The sequence below is a fragment of the Shewanella sp. Arc9-LZ genome (assembly GCF_010092445.1).
In the GTDB taxonomy this organism is placed as follows: Bacteria; Pseudomonadota; Gammaproteobacteria; order Enterobacterales; family Shewanellaceae; genus Shewanella.
On the sequence record NZ_CP048031.1, the window covers coordinates 473,274 to 496,352 of the forward strand.

Annotated in this window: 18 protein-coding genes and 5 tRNA genes; 17 read left to right on the top strand and 6 right to left on the bottom strand. The window is 39.2% G+C overall.

Features of this window, described 5'->3' with window-relative positions:
- Window positions 1-106: 106 nt before the first annotated feature.
- Entirely contained in the window at window positions 107-1,249 is a 1,143-nt protein-coding gene (locus GUY17_RS02225; protein WP_162022169.1) for an alanine--glyoxylate aminotransferase family protein, read from the top strand.
- Between the two features lie 121 nt (window positions 1,250-1,370).
- On the opposite strand, the gene GUY17_RS02230 is transcribed toward GUY17_RS02225, so the two are convergent.
- Window positions 1,371-1,619, bottom strand: a complete 249-nt coding sequence (locus tag GUY17_RS02230) for an accessory factor UbiK family protein (protein ID WP_059746313.1) — start codon at window positions 1,617-1,619, stop codon at window positions 1,371-1,373.
- A 143-nt stretch (window positions 1,620-1,762) separates the two neighbouring features.
- On the opposite strand from GUY17_RS02230, the gene rep reads away from it, so the two are divergent.
- Window positions 1,763-3,775 (top strand): DNA helicase Rep, encoded by a 2,013-nt coding sequence (rep, locus tag GUY17_RS02235; protein ID WP_162022170.1) that lies wholly within the window; start codon window positions 1,763-1,765, stop codon window positions 3,773-3,775.
- A 24-nt stretch (window positions 3,776-3,799) separates the two neighbouring features.
- Here the strand turns inward: rep and GUY17_RS02240 are convergent, their stop codons facing one another.
- Complete coding sequence (locus GUY17_RS02240) at window positions 3,800-6,424, bottom strand: diguanylate cyclase (RefSeq protein WP_162022171.1); 2,625 nt, start codon at window positions 6,422-6,424, stop codon at window positions 3,800-3,802.
- 264 nt (window positions 6,425-6,688) lie between these two features.
- Between GUY17_RS02240 and GUY17_RS02245 the strand changes: the two genes are divergently transcribed.
- From GUY17_RS02245 to GUY17_RS02265, 5 genes are all read left to right on the top strand, one after another.
- A tRNA-Arg gene (locus GUY17_RS02245) sits at window positions 6,689-6,765 on the top strand.
- A gap of 51 nt (window positions 6,766-6,816) precedes the next feature.
- Window positions 6,817-6,892 (top strand) — tRNA-His (locus GUY17_RS02250).
- A 31-nt stretch (window positions 6,893-6,923) separates the two neighbouring features.
- Window positions 6,924-7,000 (top strand) — tRNA-Pro (locus GUY17_RS02255).
- 73 nt (window positions 7,001-7,073) lie between these two features.
- Window positions 7,074-7,150: transfer RNA gene (locus tag GUY17_RS02260), tRNA-Pro, on the top strand.
- A gap of 73 nt (window positions 7,151-7,223) precedes the next feature.
- Window positions 7,224-7,300, top strand: a tRNA-Pro gene (locus GUY17_RS02265).
- A gap of 549 nt (window positions 7,301-7,849) precedes the next feature.
- Here GUY17_RS02265 and GUY17_RS02270 read toward each other — a convergent pair.
- Window positions 7,850-8,047 (bottom strand): hypothetical protein, encoded by a 198-nt coding sequence (locus tag GUY17_RS02270; RefSeq protein ID WP_162022172.1) that lies wholly within the window; start codon window positions 8,045-8,047, stop codon window positions 7,850-7,852.
- On the bottom strand, window positions 8,044-8,652 hold the full coding sequence (locus GUY17_RS02275; protein ID WP_157822799.1) for a ParA family protein: 609 nt from the start codon (window positions 8,650-8,652) through the stop codon (window positions 8,044-8,046). Before GUY17_RS02275 ends, GUY17_RS02270 begins: the two co-directional genes overlap by 4 nt.
- A gap of 207 nt (window positions 8,653-8,859) precedes the next feature.
- On the opposite strand from GUY17_RS02275, the gene GUY17_RS02280 reads away from it, so the two are divergent.
- From GUY17_RS02280 to GUY17_RS21080, 5 genes are all read left to right on the top strand, one after another.
- Window positions 8,860-10,035 carry a site-specific integrase gene (locus GUY17_RS02280; protein ID WP_162022173.1) on the top strand — a complete coding sequence of 392 codons (1,176 nt, stop codon included), beginning with the start codon at window positions 8,860-8,862 and terminating at the stop codon, window positions 10,033-10,035.
- 92 nt (window positions 10,036-10,127) lie between these two features.
- Entirely contained in the window at window positions 10,128-10,484 is a 357-nt protein-coding gene (locus tag GUY17_RS02285; protein ID WP_162022174.1) for a hypothetical protein, read from the top strand.
- Window positions 10,485-10,600: 116 nt separating this feature from the next.
- Window positions 10,601-11,179 carry a hypothetical protein gene (locus GUY17_RS02290; protein ID WP_162022175.1) on the top strand — a complete coding sequence of 193 codons (579 nt, stop codon included), beginning with the start codon at window positions 10,601-10,603 and terminating at the stop codon, window positions 11,177-11,179.
- A gap of 76 nt (window positions 11,180-11,255) precedes the next feature.
- Window positions 11,256-11,684, top strand: coding sequence for a DUF2787 domain-containing protein (locus GUY17_RS02295; protein WP_162022176.1), 429 nt, complete (start codon window positions 11,256-11,258; stop codon window positions 11,682-11,684).
- A gap of 169 nt (window positions 11,685-11,853) precedes the next feature.
- On the top strand, window positions 11,854-12,006 hold the full coding sequence (locus tag GUY17_RS21080) for a glycine zipper domain-containing protein (protein ID WP_174839621.1): 153 nt from the start codon (window positions 11,854-11,856) through the stop codon (window positions 12,004-12,006).
- Between the two features lie 576 nt (window positions 12,007-12,582).
- Here the strand turns inward: GUY17_RS21080 and GUY17_RS02300 are convergent.
- A complete protein-coding gene (locus GUY17_RS02300; protein ID WP_162022177.1) occupies window positions 12,583-13,890 on the bottom strand; it encodes a hypothetical protein in 1,308 nt (435 codons plus the stop codon).
- 401 nt (window positions 13,891-14,291) lie between these two features.
- Between GUY17_RS02300 and GUY17_RS02305 the strand changes: the two genes are divergently transcribed.
- The 3 genes from GUY17_RS02305 (at window position 14,292) to GUY17_RS02315 (ending at window position 16,236) form a co-directional block, all read left to right on the top strand.
- Complete coding sequence (locus tag GUY17_RS02305) at window positions 14,292-15,476, top strand: site-specific integrase (protein WP_162022178.1); 1,185 nt, start codon at window positions 14,292-14,294, stop codon at window positions 15,474-15,476.
- Between the two features lie 3 nt (window positions 15,477-15,479).
- Entirely contained in the window at window positions 15,480-15,662 is a 183-nt protein-coding gene (locus GUY17_RS02310; RefSeq protein ID WP_162022179.1) for a helix-turn-helix domain-containing protein, read from the top strand.
- Between the two features lie 97 nt (window positions 15,663-15,759).
- On the top strand, window positions 15,760-16,236 hold the full coding sequence (locus GUY17_RS02315; protein WP_162022180.1) for a hypothetical protein: 477 nt from the start codon (window positions 15,760-15,762) through the stop codon (window positions 16,234-16,236).
- Window positions 16,237-16,297: 61 nt separating this feature from the next.
- On the opposite strand, the gene GUY17_RS02320 is transcribed toward GUY17_RS02315, so the two are convergent.
- Window positions 16,298-19,120: a DNA polymerase gene (locus GUY17_RS02320; protein ID WP_162022181.1), complete on the bottom strand. Its 2,823-nt coding sequence runs from the start codon at window positions 19,118-19,120 to the stop codon at window positions 16,298-16,300.
- A gap of 366 nt (window positions 19,121-19,486) precedes the next feature.
- On the opposite strand from GUY17_RS02320, the gene GUY17_RS02325 reads away from it, so the two are divergent.
- Together GUY17_RS02325 and GUY17_RS02330 are read left to right on the top strand one after the other, a co-directional pair.
- Window positions 19,487-19,723: a transcription factor gene (locus GUY17_RS02325; RefSeq protein ID WP_162022182.1), complete on the top strand. Its 237-nt coding sequence runs from the start codon at window positions 19,487-19,489 to the stop codon at window positions 19,721-19,723.
- Between the two features lie 5 nt (window positions 19,724-19,728).
- Window positions 19,729-23,073: a helicase-related protein gene (locus GUY17_RS02330; RefSeq protein ID WP_162022183.1), complete on the top strand. Its 3,345-nt coding sequence runs from the start codon at window positions 19,729-19,731 to the stop codon at window positions 23,071-23,073.
- Window positions 23,074-23,079: the final 6 nt, after the last annotated feature.

The following is a 23,079-nucleotide window of genomic DNA, read 5'->3' on the forward strand; positions in this document are numbered from 1 at the left end:
ATGTATTTTGCAGCAACTGATTGGTATAGTTTGCTTTATATGTAGGGTAAATTTTTCCAGATTCATACTGAATTATGAATTTCGACCTCATTTTAAGGAGACATTGATGTTACCCGTACCAACAATTCCAGCTTTTATGCCACCGCGCCGAATCTTAATGGGTCCAGGCCCATCTGATGTGTATCCCGAAGTGCTTGCGGCACAATCAAGGCCGACTATTGGCCACCTTGACCCATTATTTGTTGGCATGATGGATGAGCTAAAAAGCTTAATTCAATATGCTTTTCAAACTAAAAACGAAATGACCTTAGCGGTATCTGCCCCAGGCAGTGCTGGTATGGAAACCTGTTTTGTCAATTTAGTTGAACCAGGTGAAAAGGTAATCGTGTGTCGTAATGGGGTGTTTGGTGAGCGCATGCGCCAAAACGTTGAGCGTGTTGGTGGTGTTGCTGTTGTGGTCGACAATGAATGGGGCGAACCCGTATGCCCAGATAAAGTTGAAGCTGCACTTGTCGCGCATCCTGATGCCAAATTTTTAGCCTTTGTACATGCAGAAACCTCAACGGGTGCGCTGTCGGATGCCAAAACATTGTGCACCTTGGCGCAATTACATGACTGTATCAGTATTGTTGATGCGGTGACCTCATTGGGTGGCGTTGAATTGCTGGTGGATGAGTGGGGCATTGATGCCATTTATTCAGGCAGCCAAAAGTGCTTATCTTGTGTGCCCGGTTTATCTCCGGTGTCATTTTCGCCTAAAGCCGTTGCTAAACTAAAAGCTCGTACCACCCAGGTGCAGAGTTGGTTTTTAGATCAAACCTTAGTGATGGGTTATTGGGGCAACGGCGCTGGTGCTAAGCGCAGCTATCATCATACTGCACCCGTTAATGCATTATATTCCCTCCATGAGTCTTTACGTTTGTTAGCCAATGAAGGGCTCGAAAATGCCTGGGCAAGACACCGTAAAATGCATCAATTATTACGCGATGGATTAACCAAGCTTGGATTGAAATTTGTGGTTAAAGAAGCGTCTCGTTTACCGCAACTTAATACCGTTTATATTCCAGATGGTGTTGATGATGCTGCAGTGCGTAAGCATTTATTGGAAGAATATAATTTAGAAATTGGTGCAGGCTTAGGTGCTTTAGCGGGTAAAGCATGGCGCATCGGCTTAATGGGCTATGGTGCCCGTCGCGAAAACGTCGCCCTTTGCTTATATGCATTAGCAGAGTCTCTTAACCAGAACTGAGGTTAACAAGCTTAGTAGGTGTAAAAAAATGACGCTAAATAGCGTCATTTTTTATGTCTGTAAATGAGTTAAAACGATTACAGAGTCAGTAATATCAATCGTTATTCCGAATTTAGGTTAGTTACTCGGCAAACTTTTTTTCTAACTCATTCACTTGCGCTTGTAATGCTTCAAGCTTCTCGCGGGTTTTAAGCAACACATGTTGCTGAACCTCAAACTCTTCGCGCGATACCACGTCCAGTTTCATCAATTGGTTTTGTAATATCTGCTTGCTGCGTTCTTCAAACTCACCGGCAAATTGCTTAACACCGCTGGGTAAGTTATCGCTAAGTTGTTTCGCGAGCTCTTCTATTTTCTTTGGATTAATCATGATGATTCCCTACTGAGACATTGATTTAATTGTAACCGAGGTAAGCGCTTTTCCAAACACTAAGTGTGATTTTTCGTTAACCGTCATCAGTTGATTCTGCTATGATCCGCCTTCGTTTAAGGCTAAGCAAGGTGTAATGATTAATGAAACTCAATCCAGGGCAAAATGAAGCCGTACATTATGTATCGGGTCCATGCTTAGTGCTCGCTGGCGCGGGGAGTGGTAAAACACGTGTAATCATTAATAAAATTGCTTACTTAGTTGAAAAGTGTGGCTATAAAGCCCGTAATATTGCCGCAGTAACCTTTACCAACAAAGCCGCGCGTGAAATGAAAGAACGTGTTGCTCAGTCGATGGGGCGCAAAGAAGCGCGCGGATTATGGATTTCTACTTTTCACACCTTAGGGCTCGAAATCATTAAGCGCGAGCATAAAGTGCTTGGGCTTAAAGCGGGTTTTTCATTGTTTGATGACCAAGACACTTTCGCGTTATTAAAAGAACTGACCGAAGATGAGTTAGATGATGATAAAGACCTGATCAAATCTTTGGCATCAGCGATATCGAATTGGAAAGGGGGATTAGTGATCCCTCAGCAAGCAAAAAGTATGGCAAAAGACGAGCAAAGCCAATTATTTGCCATGTTATATGCCAGGTATGCTCAGCATATGAAATCTTATAATGCGCTCGATTTTGATGACCTAATCTTAATTCCAACCTTATTATTGCGGATGAATGAAGAAGTCCGCACCCGTTGGCAGACTAAAATTCAATATTTGCTGGTGGATGAGTATCAAGATACCAATACCAGCCAATATGAGTTAGTTAAATTACTGGTGGGCGAGCGAGCACGTTTTACGGTAGTAGGTGATGATGATCAATCTATTTATTCTTGGCGTGGTGCAAAGCCACAGAACCTGGTGTTATTAGGGACTGACTTCCCAAGACTTAAACTCATAAAGTTAGAGCAAAACTATCGTTCAAGCCAACGTATTCTTCGGGCAGCCAATATTTTGATTGCTAACAACCCTCATGTGTACGACAAAGCGTTATTCAGTGAGTTAGCTTACGGTGAGCCCTTAAGAGTATTAATTGCCGCTAACGAAGAGCAGGAAGCTGAACGAGTGGTTGCCGAGATCATTCGGCATAAGTTTGTTGGGCGGACTAAGTTCGGTGATTACGCCATTTTATACCGAGGTAATCATCAGTCTCGTTTACTCGAACGATCGCTTATGACCAACCGTATTCCTTATAAGCTTAGTGGTGGTACTTCATTTTTTTCTCGTGCAGAAATTAAAGATATCATGGGATATTTACGTTTAGTGGTGAACCCTGACGATGACAATGCTTTTTTACGGGTGGTTAACTTACCTAAGCGTGGTATCGGCCCTGCATCGCTGGAGCGTTTAGGTAATTTTGCCAATCAAAAGCATATATCATTATTTGAAGCTATTTTTGATGTTGAACTCAACCATCACTTAGCACCAGCTGCGGTTAACTCCTTGTATCAATTTGGTAAATTTATTGTTGAGACTGGTGAAGTTGCCACGCGTGGTGAGCCTGTCGAAGCGATTAAACAGCTTATTCGTAAAATAAATTACGAAGATTACTTATACGAAACGAGTACCAGCGCTAAAGCGGCTGAAATGAGGATGAAGAATATTTCGGAATTATACCGCTGGGTTACCGAAATGCTCGAAGGTGATGAGTTAGATGAACCGATGACGTTACCAGAAGTAGTTACTCGATTAACCCTGCGCGACATGATGGAACGCAACAGCGAGGATGAAGGTGGCGATCAAGTTCAGTTAATGACGTTACATGCCTCTAAAGGACTGGAATATCCTTTTGTATTTATGGTGGGCGTTGAAGAGCGCATTTTGCCGCATCAGTCGAGTATTGACGAAGATAATGTCGATGAAGAACGCCGTCTGGCTTATGTGGGTATTACCCGTGCACAACGTGAATTGTGGTTTGTAATATGCCGTGAACGTCGCCAATTTGGTGAAACAATGCGATGTGAACCGAGCCGTTTTTTACTTGAGTTACCGCAAGATGACTTAATTTGGGAAAACCGTAAGCCTGTTCAAACAGAAGAGCAGCGTGTCGAAACCAGCAAAAGTCACATCGCCAACATACGCGATATGTTTAAAAAATAGTGCTAATTGGGTTGGACTTATTGATTAGGCACAGGCCTTATGTGGCTTTTTTTTTTCATTAAAAAGTTTACTGATCGCTCGTCCTTGACCACGCACATAACCCAGTTCTAAAAACTGCCTTACTTGTTGTTGTGTGTCTACTGTGGTGGCGTACATATCGAAATTAAGTGTTTGTGCCGTCAGTTGGTAAGCTTTGACTAATTGTAACTGTTTGTCATTGAGTAAATGCTTACTGATGTCATCATCTAACTTTAATGCCTTAATCGGTAAAAAGCTCAGGCAACTGAGTGAACTGTAACCTGTGCCATAGCCATCGATCCCGATTTGCACGCCTAGTTGCGAGATGAGCTCGAAACCATTGATGTGGTTTTCGGTGTCTTGCACTAGTGCTTTTTCGTTAAAGAATAATATTAATTTCTCAAGATTGATGTTGCTACTTTTAATCGTTTGCTTGAGATTGCGTAATACGAATTTATTTTTGATGTGCTGGCTGCTAATGGATAGATGTAAGTATACTGACGGTCCATATTTTTGTTTAAGAAATTGATACTGTTCACTTAAGTGAGAAAAAATATAACCGTCGATATTAAGTGTGAGCTGGTATTGTGCGGCAAGACTTTTCATTTTGCCATGTTCAATTATGCCTTGTTTGGGATGGTGCCACTCAACGTGAGGTTCAATAGCAATTATTTCACCATTAGTAAAATCGACCACTTCAACGTAGTTAATTTCAAATTCTTGTTGGTCTAGGGCGTTTTTAAAATCAATTTCCAATTCATGTTGTAGCTTAGATTGTGCGCTGAGCTTGTCGTCAAAAATAACATAACAACCCTTACCATTAGCTTTAGCCTGATACATAGCAGCGTCAGCATCACGAAGTAGTGACTCGCTGGTGACTAATTTATTACGTCCACTAAATGCAATTCCGATACTGGCACCTGAGATGAACTCTTGTTTGGCTAGCTGATAGGGCATCGACAACGCTTGTAAAATACGATCACTGACCTCGATAGCATCTTCCGTGGCATTAATAGAATCCAGCAAAATAACAAATTCATCACCGCCCATTCTTGCTAGAGTGTCATTTTCACGTACACATGACTTGATACGTTGTGCGGTTTCAATTAAAAAGCGATCGCCTTCGAGATGACCAAAAGAATCATTGATCACTTTAAAGCGGTCGAGATCGATAAATAATAATGCAAACTGATCTAATCCATGCCGGCGCAAGTGTTTTAATGCTTGTGATAATCGTTCCATTAAATAGCTGCGATTGGGTAACCCTGTCAGTCCATCATGCTGAGCATCGTGTAAGAGTTGATCTTCAATCTTTCGGCGCTGATTAATTTCTTGTTGAAGATTACTGTTCAGTTCAGCGAGTGCTCGAGTGCGTTTAACGACTTTATCTTCTAACTGCTCATGGCTATTTTTCAGTGACTCAGCCGCCAATTTACGTTCAATAGCATTGGCCATATGTTGAGACACAAACGTCAGCAACTCTAAATCTTTCAATTGATAAATATGAGCGTCACCCAAGCTATAAATCGTTAATGCGCCAGCGACATCGCCATTAATGATCAGCGGAATGCCTATCCATTGATGCATTCTATCGGTTTTGTTTAATTCTGGTGATTTTGCGTAAATCTCACCATTAGCAACCATGTCAGCGATATCTTTAGATGATAATAACCGCGGTAATTTATGTTCTAGGATGTATTCTGTTAGCCCATCCTGCATAGGACGAGAGGCTGGATATTCGGTTGTCATTTGCGAAACATAGAAAGGAAATGACAACATATTGTTATCGTTTATCAATGAGATAAAACAGTTATCAGCCGGTATTAATTGACTCATAATAGTATGAAGTCGTAAATAAAAGTCTTGTTGGAGTACATTTGATGCAGATAAATCGGCAATTTCGAATAAGGCTTTTTGTAATTTTTCGGCTTTAACTCGTTCCGTTATCTCTTTTTTGACTTTTTCATAAGCTTGGCTGAGTTCTTTGGTGCGTTCAACAATGGCTTGTTCTAGTTGTTCATGATGCTCAAGCCGTTCCATTACCCCAGAAATATGATGGCAAATGAAACCCATTAATTCTAATTCAAGTTCACCGTAGGTATTGGCTTCGTTATAGCTTTGTACAACAAGTACACCACTGACGACATCTTGGTTCTTGATGGGTACGCCAAGCCATTGGTGACTTGGAGAGCCAAGGCTTTTAATATCGCCACTGGCGATCAATTCATTAAACTTATTATCGTCGCATAACAAAGGTGTGCCATTACGGAGCACATAACCTGTTAAACCACTATTAAGTAATGCTGATATTTCCTGGTCTGGGTAGAGTTCCGTTGGGTGAGAATCTTGTTGGTCGGCAAAAAAAGGTAAACTTGTCAGTCCGGTTTTTTGGTCTTGAGATGCAATAAAAAAGTTTTCTGCAGGGATAAGTTGCTGCAGATGTAAGTGTACTCGTTGATAAAAATCATCAAGTGAAGTGACCTGGGTCGCAATATTAGAAATACCCAGTAAAGCGTTCTGAATAGTCTCAGAACGTTTATATTTTTTAGCCAAACGCTTTAAGCGAGCGATCCTTTTTTGCAGATGCTCGACTCGTGGAGAGGCTATTGAGTGACTTATTGCAGTATCCATACCCTTGTTGACCGTTATCCTATTAATTATGTGAACAAATTATTGTTGAACAATCATTATAATTACCATAAATACAAATGTGATCCAAGCTAAATTAATGTCAGTATAAAGTTAATAACTCTCGTAAATGAGTGCGAATAAGTAAGAAGTGAGCAAATAGTTAGCGTAAATGAGTCAAAAGTTAATCAGTCAGTTAAAAAAAGCAAATCAGGGCTAGACGTGACGGTGTTTTATCCCTAATATATGCGTCGCTAACCAAGGCGAGCGCCCATAGCTCAGCTGGATAGAGCGTACCCCTCCGGAGGGTAAGGCCGAAGGTTCGAATCCTTCTGGGCGCACCATTCGGCATGTACTGTTTCTGTCGTATTGGTTAGTAGAATTGAAAGTCAGTGGTGATTGTAGCTCAGTTGGTAGAGTCCCGGATTGTGATTCCGGTTGTCGTGGGTTCGAGCCCCATCAGTCACCCCATTCAATTTGTCGTTTTATATAGTTTTATTTTCGGTGATTAGCGCAGCCCGGTAGCGCATCTCGTTTGGGACGAGAGGGTCAGAGGTTCGAATCCTCTATCACCGACCACATTCCCGCTTTCTTATAGCGAATTTAGCCTCAAAGTTAAATAAATATCAGACTTGTTTTCAAGTAAAAATCTCGGTGATTAGCGCAGCCCGGTAGCGCATCTCGTTTGGGACGAGAGGGTCAGAGGTTCGAATCCTCTATCACCGACCAAATTCCCGCTTTCTCATAGCGAATTTAGCCTCAAAGTTAAATAAATATCAGACTTGTTTTCAAGTAAAAATCTCGGTGATTAGCGCAGCCCGGTAGCGCATCTCGTTTGGGACGAGAGGGTCAGAGGTTCGAATCCTCTATCACCGACCAATTTAGTAAGCCCGTAACGTTTTCAAAGCGTTACGGGCTTTCTGCTTTTAAGATTACCCTCTACCGTCAACAGCTTGTATTGCATTACTTCTTCTTATTAATCCTATCGCTTTTACTAAATTATTTACTATTTCATGATTAAACTCCTTTTTATAAGTAAAAATACCTTAGCCATAAACCGCTCCTGTGCATATCCTGTGCTCAGAGAACGAAAAATAACGCAAATGGGTGCTAATGAAAGTTAACGCTTTGGCTATGTGTCAGCATCGACAGTTGCAGATTAGTTGCAGTTAATTTTGGGAGTTTACGGTCTGGTTTAAGGCGTTTTTTGAGTTGAGGGTTTTATAGCTTTTTGTTCAGGTGTTCATCTGTCAGTCACTTTTAAAAAAAGGACTTAATAGAGTTGTTGCCCATTATTAGATGAGCAGACTATTTCAATTAATGTTTACGGCCATGGTAAACAGCTGTTATTAGACTGAGATGGCTTTCTCGGCCAATGCCTATAAAGAAAGAGATAGTTCATGTGAACTATCTCTTTTTTATTTTTATTTAAGTATTCACTTCCACAAGCTCCTTAATCAAGTTCCTCACTAATTGACTCACGCAGATGTCTTTATCACGAGCATACGCTTTCAATAATTTAGACTCCTTTGGGTTCAAGTAAAAGGTATGGCGTTGTTTGGGTGCTAGTGCTTTAGGTCTGCCGCCGATGGAATCTTCTAAACTTTTTAATGTTTGTAGTTTCATGCTGGAAGCCCTAACTCAATAATTGCATTGTAAACGTCCTCATGAGCTAATCGTGATTTGTTTAATTGCCACTCTCCATGTTGATTGTGGATCTGTTTAAACCAGTCAGTTCCATCTTTTGCTACTCGAGCAAAGAGCGTTGTGGTTCTGATTGCAAATATAGGTAACTCTCCGAGGCTTTCAGTTAGATAGGTAACAGCTTCATCGAATTCTTTTTGTTTAGTGAAATGGTTGATCACAATCGCAATGGGTTTATTCATTGGCTTAATGAGCAGAACCGTTTTTATTGTCGCTTCTAAACTTCTTCTATCAGTAAAGGTGGGGATAACAATCACATCAGCAACTTGCGTCGCTTGAACCGCTTTAGGATCAAGGTGAGTTGACATAGCTCCAAAATCAAATACTACGCGGTCAAGAGAGAGTAAGCCCTTAGGGATTTTACGCTTTGTATAGTCTATTTGAATCGCATTGGTGCTGGTGGTGATTAAGTCATTAGTGACATAATCTGCATCGATTTCAGCGGCTAAATTAATGGCTAGTGCAGATTTACCTACACCCCCTTTATAACTTATAAATAGTATTTTAATGGCTAAATCTTCCATCATTATTTTCCTTAGTAATTTATTAGCCTAAGCGAAGATATTTCACTTATTCTGGGCTAATTACTTGTTCATAAAAAAAGGGCGACAAAAGCACTTTTTTATCCCCCCATTAGTACTAATGGGGGGATTTAACAAAAATTGAGATAGCCGTAATTACTCAGCAAATAAATAGATATTAAGTTAGTAGATAGATTCTATTGAGGACTTAGTATGTTAAAGAAATTCAAATTCACAGATAAGGCCATCAAAGCCTTACCAGATAACCCTCGCACTTCTAATTCGACTGAATTAGAAGTGACTGATACCGTAACTCAAGGGCTTAAATGCCTGGTAGGTAAAACTGGTAGCAAACGGTTCCTCTTTCGCTATACCTACAACGGTCGTAAGCAGAGTATTAGTTTGGGTCGTTTAGGTGATATTAATGTTGCGGTAGCGCGGCAGATAGCGCAAAAGCATCGAGTTAGTTTAGGCGAAGGGGTTAACCCAAAGGCCGAACGCGATAGCACGGCTCACTTAACTGTTAATGAGTTTTTTACTGAGCATTACCTACCCAGCATAAAGAAACGTAAAAAAACATGGCGAGATGACCAATATAGGTATGATGTAATGATCGCCCCTCGGCTTGGTAATCTTTTCTATCGAGATTTACGCACCATAGATGTTCAGCAGCTTCACCTTGCTCTAGCAGACCAAGTCAACAAGTACGGTACTCCCTATGCTCCTGCAACCTGTAATCAAGCATTGATGTTAATGAAATCTATGACAAAGTATTCTGTCAACTTAGGTGTTATTGATGATGACGTTTGTTTGCCTGTAAAACTTTTTAGATTGAATAATGCTCGAACACGATTTTTAAATGTTTATGAAGTAAAACGACTACTGACTGCTTGTCGAGAATATTCCAATAAAACGCTTGCGGGTTACATTGCAATATTAGCCTTAACGGGTTTACGTTGTGGCGAAGTCGCGAATATAAAAGTTAAAGATATTGATGTGTCCAAGCGCGTGATACATATCCCCATCACAAAGAACGGCAAGGCCCGCAGTATTTACTTAACTGATGCCATGTTGTCGTTTATTGCTCATATACCCCTCACCGCTGATAACCCTTATCTATTTGCAGGAAAAGCAAAAGGAAAGCCGTTAGGGAGTGCGAGGAAAACCTTTATCAAATTGCTTAAGAAAGCTCAGATCAACCCTGATGGTGTGTGCTTGCATACTTTACGTCACTCAGCGGCATCGAATCTTGTTAGTGCTGGCGTTTCATTGCGTTTAGTGCAAGAGCAGTTGCAACATAAATCGATTCTTTCGACTCAACGGTATGCAAAATTAACCACGGAATCCATGCGAAAAACCAGTGAGAAGCTATCTGAGTTGTTTAGCTAATTCGCTGTCTATAAAAAACCACTCTAAAGCCCATTCATCTATACCTATTAAGGTTGTGATGAATGGGCTTTTTTCATTTAGGAGAATGGACCATGCAAATACTTCATTATTTACCTACCCAGCAACAATTAGCATTAAATCCTGTCGTGGCTCAATGCGTTGTTGATTTATTGCTAGAGCCCTTTGGCTCTCGAGTACAAGCGATTGAATTTTGGCGTGACTACACATCAACGATTGTCGTGTTTGATCCCGATGATGATGCCCATAAATCATTAGCCTGTCTTGATGATGTCACTCGCTATTTTATCGAACGTTCAGAACACCTGCCGGAGTTTATCGAGAGCCTGCCAGATGGCTACCAACTGTCATTAACGATTACCGATGATGAAGGCCGAGGTTTGTATCTAATAAAGCCTACTGATATGGACTTGAGCAAGACTAATGACTAATAACCCTTTAGTACGGATCAGTTGTCATACAGGTTTACCTTTAATTCTTCGGCCTAAGCGCCGTATTTATAACTACAAATAACCCATTAATCCGATTAAAAAACAGGAAATAAATCATGAATACGAAAACAGTAAAGCCCCCTAAAGGTGGCACAGGTGAAAACGTCAATACCGATGCAAAAATTGGTAATGTTACGGGTAATAAAGAAGTGGCAAGCCCCAAAAATAAGATAGATGGAGCTAGCCTAAAAGCAGCAGAAAGTACTGTTGATGTAGATATGCAGTACAAAACAATACTTGTTGGTCTAGCCCCAAAATTATCACCTAAATCTACTGGTCTTATTGGCTATGAGGTGGCGTTGAATGAAGATGATCAGAGCCTGTATATTCGTCTAACAAGTAATGATTCTGGTGGTTTATTTAGTAAAGAGTGGGTTGGTTTAGACAAAATATATATGCTCCTTGAGGGGCTTGCTGGTAAGAAGCCATTTAGATCCTCTACGTTTAAAACTGTCATCAAAGGTGGCTCGGCTAACAATGTAAGCTTCTTGTCAGCGGTTTTGCGTTGCGAAGGGATCGCCTTAATAGTGCAATCCAATAGAAACCAGTTCCTGCATGTAGTTCACACTGATTGGGCTAAACACAGAGATGATTTGTCTAAGTTAACGCCATTGCCAACGGTCTCTCAAAAATAACATCCCCCAAATAATCAGCGTTCATACGCGACGTTAACGCTAACTCCCCTACACAAACTCAAATTAGGAAAACATAATGAAACTGACTTTTAATCCAAGCCAGTGCTTTCGTGTGCCCGAAGCGCTTTACAGCATATTCAACAACGAACTATCCAAGGTAACGGTTCTGCAGGAAGAGATAACAGGTATAACCTTTAATTTTAGAGATCCTGGTTACTCAGCAGATGATGGCGGTTACCACCCCGTGGAAATTCGCGTCATCAAATCCACCAGCAACAATGGTCATTGGGGTTTTGAATATATCACCGACTTTAGCTTTCAAGGTCAACCTTATCCTGAGCTAGTTAAAGAGATCGATGTATGTTTTATCACTCAGCAGGTTTATACCTTGTACGGTGGTTATTTAGAAAAAGAAGATGGAAATGAGCTTATCGAACTATTACTGACTAACTTCATCAGCTATGTAGAGATGGAAATATTCAGCGTAAAAATTTCGTTTGATTGAGCAGAAGTGCCTTTTATAGACAGGGGTAAGTTTAAGAAAAATCAGAGTCAAAAAATGTCAGTCATTACACCAAGGAAGTAGTGGTGTGATGACTTGCTTACCTCAAGTCAATCTAACTGAAAGCCGGATTAATCATTCGGCGAGCAGTATAACAGCGGAGAAATGGACAATGAGCAACACAAATTCAGACAATGGTGTGCTTTCAAATGGCGCTGTAAAAGGTGCAACCACAGGTATTTTAATTGGCGCAAGATTTGGCCCACAGGGTATGGCTGTTGGGGCTATTATTGGTGGTGTTGTTGGGTTTGTTATGGATGATTAATCATTAATTTAAAAAATGGGCAGGTAGGGCGAGCTCATTTTTTTTTCAGTGCGCTAAAAAATAGAATTTTAATAGCTTGGACTGTGCTGGCTATCCCATATTTTTTTACCTCTTGTACGCAAATAGAGGATAGTGCGAAGTGGGAATTCTATGATTAGTTAATTTAATCATGAAGTTAATACAGTATGTAATTTCTCTATTGGGGGATAGAGAATAATTACATTCGAAGAAGTGATAAACGGCAATTGAAAAAATAACACTCTCCCAGCTTGAGCAGTCCTGGTTGGCAAACCACCACAGGTGGCGAGCGAGAAGTTCAAAAGTCTCTTCGAAAAGCTTTGCTTAAGTACAAGCTGCATACCGATCAAGTGCTGTTTGATAGAGCTTACGGGTACATAAAGGAATATTACTAACCTATTTGATAGCCACCCTAATTTCTAATTGAAATTGGGGTGATTTTGTTGGATATAGAATAGTTGTTTAGTTCGCTTTATTTTGAGTAAAGTAGTTAAAAACAATTGGTTACTAGGAAGTATGATTTACTCGTAGGGGATAACACTAATTCATCTGTATTTGTTAGTTCTGAATGTTAATTATGTATTCGGATTTATCAAAGTGGATTTTATCATCGGCACTTAGGTCAGATAATGAGTTTAGGTAATATACCCATAGGGTTAAGTGCTCTTTAAGCTTATCTTCATCAAGTTTTTCATAGCTAGCTATTTCGAGAGGTGTTGCTTTTAGTGCTGTTTTCGCAGGGTTTGTTTGGAAATCGTCCGGTATATCGTGACCGAAATTGTTCAGCGTCGTACTGCTTGCATAGCCAAAGTTATTATTTTTTGTTTTTATTTGGTCTCTTTTAATGCCTTGTTTTACATATGGAATATCAATTTTGTTGTCGATGGCGCTTATAGTTACACGATTACTCTTTTTAACGACCTCTATTGAGTAAGTCAATTGTTCGTCTGTCTTCAACCATTTATCCAGTAATTTGGTGAAATTCATACCGCTATTATTACATCGACACCATAGCAATAACCTTTTAGCGAAGGGATCTCCTGCGTAAGTAGGCTTATTTTCTTTGTATGCGAGGGCAATTAATGAAATCGTTAATGAGCCTATTTGGAAGGTTGGCTGAGTGGGTATGGTGTTGCGTTTATTGAGTGCCAGAGATATGTATGCTGATTTATCTGGTATTGACTGTAGATGACTGCTTTTTATTGTATTTAACCTATTAATTATCCAGCTATTATTTATCGAGCCATGTGACTTCCATTTTTTCTTTATCAAGAACGGGATTAACGCGTCAAATAGGTCTTCATTATTGGTGATATTTAAGACAGATTTGAATGTTTTAATTAATGAATGGTTATCTTCAAACCAACACGTTAGGCTTTGATCTAATTGGTTTACTTCTTTTTTAATCACATTCTTTTGGGTTGCATGACTTAAGAGTGGGAAGCTGTTATTTGGAGGGGCTAGATGATCGAAGAATATGTGATTATTGCGTATTCTACCCGAAAGTGAAAACACCTCGTTATCTGCGTTAATGCCCTCGTTATTTGTTCGTTTTGCTTTGATATTCGGCACATCTTCAACACCGTCTATTGTTAAATATGTATAAGAAAAAGAATTCATATAGTTGTGCGTTTTATTTAAGTGTGCAATTTCTTTAAACACCTTTGATTCACTTGGCAATTTAATGCTTTGATCGAACGTTTGATTAAATAGACTGATTACTGAACGGTGGGATAGTTTAAAACGTTTCATCAAAAATATTAGGGTAAGGGTTAACGTCGGCTCGATAGTCGATTTACTTGTTTGCAGCCATTTCTCATACATTTTTTTATCAATGAATAAATATGCTTCTTTTGCCCTCGCCATAATCCACTCACTCGTCAATATTACCAATATGATAGCGATACATATTAGCAAAAACACTTCAAAACCACTTCACTATTAATTCCAGTAATATTTAACTCACTATAAAAAATCTTTTTTTTATAGTGAGTAATTTGTTTATTGATATAAAAATCAATGGTTAACGGCGTTCGTTTGTCTCAAGCTATCTTCCTCGGCCCACTAAAAAGCAACATAAAAAGTGTGATTTACATCTAAGCCTTGTAATACGTGGTATGGCGACTTTTCATAAAGGTACGTTCGGGTATTTTGTCCAATAAAAGCTTATTTTGGTTTGACTCTAAGCAACTGGTTTTAAAGTGGTTATCGTTTATCTTTGTTCTCAGATTACACGGGCTAACACTATTTAACTTTGAGACAAAATCATGAAGAAAGTATCGATTGGGAAATTTACCCAGAAGAAATTAGAAAACTTGCCTTTACTCAAACCCGGTGAGGATAAAGTTGCTTATTTGGGAGGGGATGAGCGGATTCTAGCAGTGCCAAATTTAAAAAGAACGCCTATTGTTGTTGCGATGAATTATAGCGGTGAGCGGTACTATAAAACGGTTGGAAACTTACGTGACAACACTTGGAAAGAGCTAGAGAAACGCTCTTACGATTTTATTGGAAAGATCGTTAATGAAAAATTTGAAACGCGATCTACCATTACGGTTAACGAATTTCTTAATGATGTTGTGCTGCCATACTCAACAAAACACCATAAGGATAGTAAGGGTTTTGAGCAACGTCTTAACCCGTTTGTTGCAGCTCACGGTGATGACTATGTAAGCAATATCACTAAGCTCCACATTGTTACACTGCTAAATGGATTATCTGACGGTCGAGCATCTGCAACGCTTGCTCGGTACTTAGCTGCTTGTTCCAAATTTATGTCTCTGGCGATTGAGCACGAAATAATTGAGAAAAATCCATGTTTAGGAATTAAAAAACCTAAAGAGAGCCCTCGTATTAAACGGTTCTTATCAAAGGCTGAGATTCCGGCATTTATTGAAGCCGTTTTTCGAGATTCAAATCCAATTCACGCCTTATGTTTGCTGCTTTCTCTAATGACTGGTTTGCGTCAAGGGAATGTACGTTCAATTGAATTAAGTTGGTTTAGTGCCGAATTTGCTGTTCTCCATATTCCCGACTCTAAATCTGGTCGTCCTATTTCTCATCCATTGAGTCCTGTTGCTATTGATGTAGTCAAATTGGCTCTCGCTTATAGCGATGGCGTCTTCCTTTTCCCTAGTCGAATTCCTAGAAATTTCATGAGTAAGCCTAGCAAATGTATTGCACGAATTCGTTGTTACGTTCAAGAAAAAACAGGCGTTACTGCGCATTTTCATGCACATATTTTAAGAAAAACCTTTGCGACTAATCAGCTGCTCGTTACAGGTGATTTAAACCTAGTCCGTGAGAGTTTAGGGCACGCGGATATGAAAACGACCTTGATTTACGCCTTTAATCAAAACGACAAGTTACTTGATGCCAACACTAAAACGGGCGAAGCCATGCTTGGTGGCCGCGCTTTAACTTCTTTTATGAAACAACCTGAGGAGGGTTAATTTATGCAAAAACGTGCTTTTAACATCGCAGAGTTCACTGAGATGTTTAGTCTGAATGAGAAAACGGTGCGAGCTAATGTATCCCGTCATCCTGAGCAACTACCCACAGTATTTAGGGTTGGTAGGAAGGTCTTATTTTCCGCTCAAGCAATAAGAGATTGGGAGTTGAAAATGCAGGATAAATAGTTACAGCAACACAATTTATACGCCGATTTAATTGGTAAACCTTAATGATAATCGTAGTGACTAGCTACATAACTTTTAAAAACAAGTGAGTATTAAAATGACTAAAGCAATATTTGATATAGATTCGAATGGTAAAGCCGTAAATGTAACGCGTTTACAAGGTATTACTACTGTAAATCGCGATGGGATAGATCCTACAGATACACAAGCCGCAGGCGATTGGTTGATTGGGTTTGGTTCTGATGGCCATAGAGCATATTTTCTTGGTGGTGATGTGTCTCCTGAGAAGAAAGATGCAATGCTTGAAAAAATAGCAGACAACATAGGTACACGTCGTTGCCTTCCTTTACCTGATGGAGGCAAGATAAGCGTGGATATTATCGATGAAATCTACATGAGTACCAAAACGGATTGTTTGATTATTTCGTCAATAGCGCCGAGAACACTCATATATGTTGCAGGTCACGATTGGTTTAGTGACTTTGATGAGATGCTAAAGGCCTTATCAGAAGCTCTTGTTGATATATCAAATGGCAGAAAATCCGATTTTAAATGGGATGAATACCTGGCGTAAGTCTTACAATTATTAATAAGCCCACAATCATTACTGGGCTTATTAATTAATTTACACAACACTACTGTTGCATCAACCGCCTTAACTCCTCTATATCATCAGGCAAAAATAATTTTTCATAATCAAACGTTGGGAATTTTTTGACTAAATGTTTGAGTAACTTGATGACGCGATGCGTAACGGGGAACCTGCCATAAAAAACCTCTGACTTTTTTGCTGAACTTATTGCAGCTGCATTAACAGGATAGATACCCTCATCGAGCTCACTCATCCATTTAGCAAAGGCATTTTGCTTCATTCCATCAATAGTTACGCCACATAGTTCTTGAACCCATACCCGCAAAAATAGACGTTTAAACACATTGGTAATATTTTCCCCTTTTTTAATATTCATAAAATTACCTTTTCCTATGCGTTGTAAGCTCGTAGATAATTTAAAATACTCCTCCCAGTTATCCCAGTCTTCTTCCGTTTTAAGGCAATTGTTGATGCGCCATGCGTCAAAACGAGATCGTTTGAGCTTCATATCTTCAACGGTTCTGTGGGGTTTACTGAGGCATTGAAGATGACTTTTGCCATGAACGTTAACCATACCATTTGGTATAAGATCTCTTTTAAAGTCGGGCTCGTAGTTAAGTAGCTGTTTCTTTTCAATTGAGATCATATCGCGATCAAATAAAAACATGGCTTGTGATGGCGTTAAACTTTTATTTATATAGGTGCTATCTGGGGTACGGTCTAAAAATTTATTGAGCACCCACACTTCAGGATTTTCTTCATCGGCTTCTTCAGGTAGTTGGACACCCGCACGGGCGTTAATAAATTTTGAATTCCATTCAGGATCATCATCACGAATTGCAGTTGTATAACCTCTTGTTTTCATAGCGATGACTTGCTGCATTCTATGTTTTTCTTCTAATATGTCGCCACCGTTAGGATCTATCATATGGAACAACGACCTAAAGCGATTGCAAACAGGACTGTTTTTATCGATATCTTCAAGGCTTGAATTACATGTAAAACCATCTGTAGTTAACGCTATTACTTGTTTATCCTTCGGAACGCCTAATAAAAGCGATGAGAGAAGAGCGCGAGCGGTGCCTGATACATATGCAGCGAAAAAAGCGTTTGTTAATTCGCCCTGTTCTAGATATTTCATATTGCCCGATTTAATATCGAAAACGCGTTTAGGTCTTAAACTCATTGCTAGACGGCCGTAACAACTATTTCCTTTTTCTTTCCAGAATTTTTCCAGAAAATCATTGGCATACTGCTTAGTTTTGTAGTGTTGTCTTTTAGCTCTAACCAGTTTCATGAATGGGGTGAAAATTCGCTCATCATCAAGCCACGGGATCAGAAACCCCTGTAGTATTTCTATTTGGGCTCCTTGGTAGTGCGCTACTTCTATTTCAGCAGCAGTACAATAACAAATACCTTCTAATGGATAAACGAGCCCAAAAGGGTCTGCTCTTACAGGTAAGGAAGGGTACATAGTGTCGTCTTTGAATTTAAACTTTACCCTCAAAAGACCGTAAACATCACCAAGAAAGTCTTCAATGTTATCCGATATTTTAATGCGATCGAAATCCAGACTTCTCAACCCATTCAAAATCACCGTATAGCAACTTGGGGCATCGAAATCATACCATGTGTCAATGCCTGTAGGCCCCGTGATATAGCACTCATTGCGGCCACCGTGGTAGCATTCTATTGCCATCGTCTCGAAAAGGTGAGGGACACTTTTTAGTGCATAATGTTTATCCGTTATGGGTTGAAACTCTGTTGAGCCTGACTTTTTAATCCATCTTTCAGTGACAACTTTTTCTTTACCGAAAATGCTATTAAAGTATTCTTTGAATGATTCATCTTTAAGCGTCACATCTTCTTCGATATTAAATATTTCTTTATACCGTACAAGCAGTGTTTCTTTGAATGCTTTTACAGCTAAACTTCCTATCGTAAACGATAAGTGGGGGTTCCCACCTTCAATGCATTCATACTGGATGACTTGCTCAATGTGCAAACACGCAATCATGGCATCGTTTATTGCATACTCTGTAAAACCATCTCTATCTTTGTTTAAGTATTCACCCATTCGTGAAATATCATATGGTGGTGGTATCTCTTTTTTAGGACAGCCGACAAGCTCTCCAATTTTCTTTAATGATTGGAAACCTGCTGGCGCGAAGAGCATGGAATCGTAGAATGTCACTAATATTGGGTATGTATTATTACTGCCATCATTGAGCTTAAAGGGGTTGTCATCTATACGTTTTTTAAACTCTTTACCTAGATCTACAGCGTAACCATCTCGCAAACTTGCTACGGTTTTTCGCACCGAGCTGACGAGTGTTTTGATATCTTTAAACGCATTACTGAAGGTGAATAAATCTGCTTTTAGATAATGTGCCACCAACAATATGTGTTCGGGCCATTTACTGATAACTTTTTCTTGAATGGCAGCTTGAATAACTTTAGCTAGGAAGGTTTCAAACGATAGTCTATGCTTCTTATGTCCTGAGTCTGTGAAAAATATACCTTGGCAACGTCTACCCTCAAAACTCACAACATATTGATACGATAAAACATTATTTTGCTCGCCATCTTGTTCATACTCTGTATCGATAGATATAATTGGCTTTAATGCCGTTGGGATTCGCTTTTGTTTAAGGTGTTTCCTGATCTCTATTTGGCGTTCTTTGCTTATTTGTTTTTTTGATTTTACTTCTCGCATATTATTATTTTTAATATTATCGCGATTTCTACTAGAGCTGGACTTATCATCAATGCCGTAACTTGATTCTAAATCATCAGCCTCTGCAGTACTGTTATTTTCTGGCTTCTCAGGAGCATCCAGATAGCTTTCCTCGAAATCATCTTTCATCTGCTTTTCCTTGCTGTAATAGAGCAATGATAATAACCGATTGTCAAGGTGAGTAAGGAAATATTTATTGAATTTTAGATGAAGAGAGCACTAAAAATTTTTAGTAATTGTTAGTGAGTTACTTTTTGTGCAAAATACTGATAAATAAGGTATTAAATAATAGTAGGATTTACTCGTAGGGGAAACTATCATTATACAATAGATGAATTTTGCAACGTCGACCCAACGTCTGTCGTTGCTTTCAGGTCTTGAGTTCTAACTTACTTCTGCCCCATTGTTGGTTTAAGAACCTAATCACTACGATTAGCTATTTTTGCAAAAATAGCTAAAGTAGCTAGAAGCTGTTTTGCCTAGTGTGGATACGTTGTGAACAAAGAAATTATAGAAGAAATTAAGCAAGCACTTGCCTCCGCCCCTCGCAATAAGTACATGGCCGAATTACATCTTCAGTCCATCAAATATGCTGATGAATTAGGAAATATTACGGCTAGAGAATTTTGTGAGGAAGTCGGATTGAGGCCTAGTTACGCCACTGAGTTTAGTAAGATGAGAAATCTTACAGCAAGGCTCAAAGCTGCTGGTTTAGATACAAGGAAGGTTTAAACAGTATGTTAATTGACAACGTTACTAATAAAGTAGCTGATACACTTTCAAAAACGATTAAAACCAACGATAAGCTTTCCGTTATGACGGGGCTTTTTTCTATCTACGCTTTCGATCACTTGAAAGAGTCGTTGAACAAATTAGAATCAATTAGACTACTATTTTCTCAAGCAAAAGGTTTCGACTCATTTGATTCCTTTGATCGTGAATCGCCTTTTGGTGCTCTTAATGGTACGACTCTAGAAAACAAGTTTCGTAATCAATTGAACCAAAAAGCGATAGCGCAAGAGTTTGCTGATTGGTTGAAAGAGAAAGCATCGGTTCGCTTGGTTCAACAAGCAGGCGCTGTTCAGCAACATATCACCCATGTCAATTCTCAATCAAACTCAATTGCAATTAATGGTGCTCAATTTAATGGGCAAGGTCTGGGGCTAACGGTATCTTCAGGCTTTGATATGATAAGCCTTGCAAAAGCAGATCAAGCACAAGAACTTTTAGGCTTCTTTAACCGAGTTTGGGGGAGTAAAGCACAAGTCAAAGATGCCACCGAACTTTTTCAAGCTGAACTAGCAAAGTTTACCTGTGATCAAACACCACAATTTATCTATTTCATTACCTTATATAATATTTTTAAAGATTTTGTCGGTGATCTTCAAGAAGACAAAATTTTAAAAGTAAAAACAGGATTTAAAGATACATTAGTTTGGAATAAATTGTATAAATTTCAGAAGGATGGTGTGTTAGGGGCAATTAATAAACTAGAACACTTTAATGGTTGTATCATTGCTGATAGCGTTGGTTTAGGTAAGACATTTGAAGCTCTTGCAGTAATAAAATACTACGAGCTTCGCAATGATAAGGTGCTTGTTCTTTGTCCTAAAAAGCTGCGTGATAACTGGCTTATTTATACGCAAAACGACAAACGTAATTTACTCGCGAGTGATCGCTTTAATTATGATGTACTTAACCATACCGATATGAGCCGTACAGCTGGTTATTCAGGCGATATTAACCTTGAAACAATTAATTGGGGTAACTACGATCTCGTTGTAATCGATGAATCACATAATTTCCGCAATAATAACCCCAAGAAAGATGGGCGAAATCGCTACCAACGACTTCTGGAAGACATCATTCAAGCCGGTGTAAAAACCAAAGTCCTGATGCTTTCTGCTACGCCTGTAAATAACCGCTTAAATGATATGAAAAATCAAGTAGCGTTTATTACGGAAGCGAATGACCAAGCGTTGGCGGAACATGGTATTAACAGTATTGAAAGTACATTAAAACAAGCCCAAGCTCGCTTTACTAAATGGGCTGAACAAGATCCTTATGTGAGAACATCCAAAGAATTGCTTGATTCGATGAACTTTGATTATTTCAAGCTGCTCGATATTTATACTATTGCACGATCACGGAAGCATATCGAAAAATATTACGGCACTGCCGATATAGGTAAGTTTCCTACACGCCTCCTACCTGTAAACTTGAAGGCATCTATTGACCTTAAAGATCAATTTCCCCCTTTGGAAGAAGTAAATAAGACTATCCGTAGACTGTCACTTGCGTTCTACTCACCGATGAAATACGTGAGAATGGATAAAAAAGCCGAATATGCAAGACGATATGACCAAGAAGTAAAGGGGGGTAAGAGCGTATTTAAACAGGTTGACCGTGAAGAAAGCTTGATTCATTTGATCCGTATTAACATGCTTAAGCGCATGGAAAGTTCAATCCATTCTTTTACTCTAACCTCAGAAAAAATATTAACTCAGGTCGATGCATTACTAACAAAGATCCATAATTTCAATGCAAACATAAAACCCAGCTTAACAGACGACCTTACTTATGAATTTGTGGCCCCACCAATAGAAGAGATAGATGATCTTGAGTTTAACTCACCTGAACTTGCTCCATATCTTATAGGGAATAAAACCAAAGTTCGTATTCAAGATATGGACTTAATCAGATTTTCACAGGATCTAGAAGCTGACAGAGTATTTCTTCAAGAAATTGTTAAAGAATCAAAAAGCATTGATGCTGAACGTGATGCAAAATTATCAATGTTAAAGCAAGCTTATAGTGAAAAATGCAGAAAACCGATTAATGGCAATAACAAAAAAGTTATCATTTTTACGGCTTTTGCCGATACCGCTGAATATTTATACAAAAACATTGCACCATGGGCTGAAAAAGAACTTGGTCTTCATTCAGCTGTTATAACAGGGCAACGAACAGAGACAACGTTGCGTACTCCTAGCCAAAATGGAAAAGTAGGTAAAAGGTTTACATCAGACTTAAATAGTCTGCTTACCCACTTCTCACCCAAATCCAAAGAACGAGAGAAGGTTTACCCTGAATACAAAGAAGAAGTTGATATTTTAATCGCAACAGACTGTATTTCAGAAGGTCAGAACCTGCAAGACTGTGACTATCTCATAAACTATGACATTCACTGGAATCCTGTTCGTATTATTCAACGCTTTGGGCGTATAGACCGTTTAGGTTCAGTAAATGATGTCATTCAGCTGGTTAACTTTTGGCCCAATATGGAATTGGACGAGTATATCAACCTGGAAGCTAGGGTGAGCGGAAGAATGGTACTACTTGATATTTCAGCAACTGGTGAAGAGAACCTGATTGAAACTGACAGTGAACAAGATTCGAAGAAAAACAAAGGGATGAATGATTTAGAGTATCGCAGGAAGCAACTTGAACAGCTTCAAAATGCTGTGGTAGACCTTGAGGAAATTGCAGGCGGTGTCTCTATAACCGATTTGACGCTGAATGATTTTAGAATGGATCTTTCAAGCTTTCTCAGTAACAAAGAGCAAGATAATTCAGCATTATTAGAGCAATCTCCGGTGGGGTTGTTTGCTCCTGTCCTTATTTCTAATTCAAGTCAATTTACGAGCAAATTCTCACAAGTCCGTGATGAAATTCAATCAGGGGTAATTTTCTGCCTAAAAGATATTAAAGGCAAAGTCCAGGTTGAGGAAAGCTACTCTCTTGCTCCTTACTACCTTGCTTATATCGCTGACGACGGAGAAGTTTTGCTTTCGTTCACCCAGTCAAAACAAATACTCGATTTATGTAAAAAGTTGGGTTCAGAGCTAACCGACATGGAACAATCAGCTGATGCTTATCACCAGTTTGCTAACCGCACTCAAAATGGTAAAAAAATGAATCATTATCAAAATCTTTTAGCAAAAGCGGTAGAGAACATTGCTGGTAAAAGTGAAGAGATTGGTGCTACAAGCTTGTTTAGTCGAGGTGGTACTGTCTTATCAGCATCAAGCACTCAAAACGTGAATGATTTTGAAGTCGTTAGCTATATAGTCATTGTGTAATGGAAA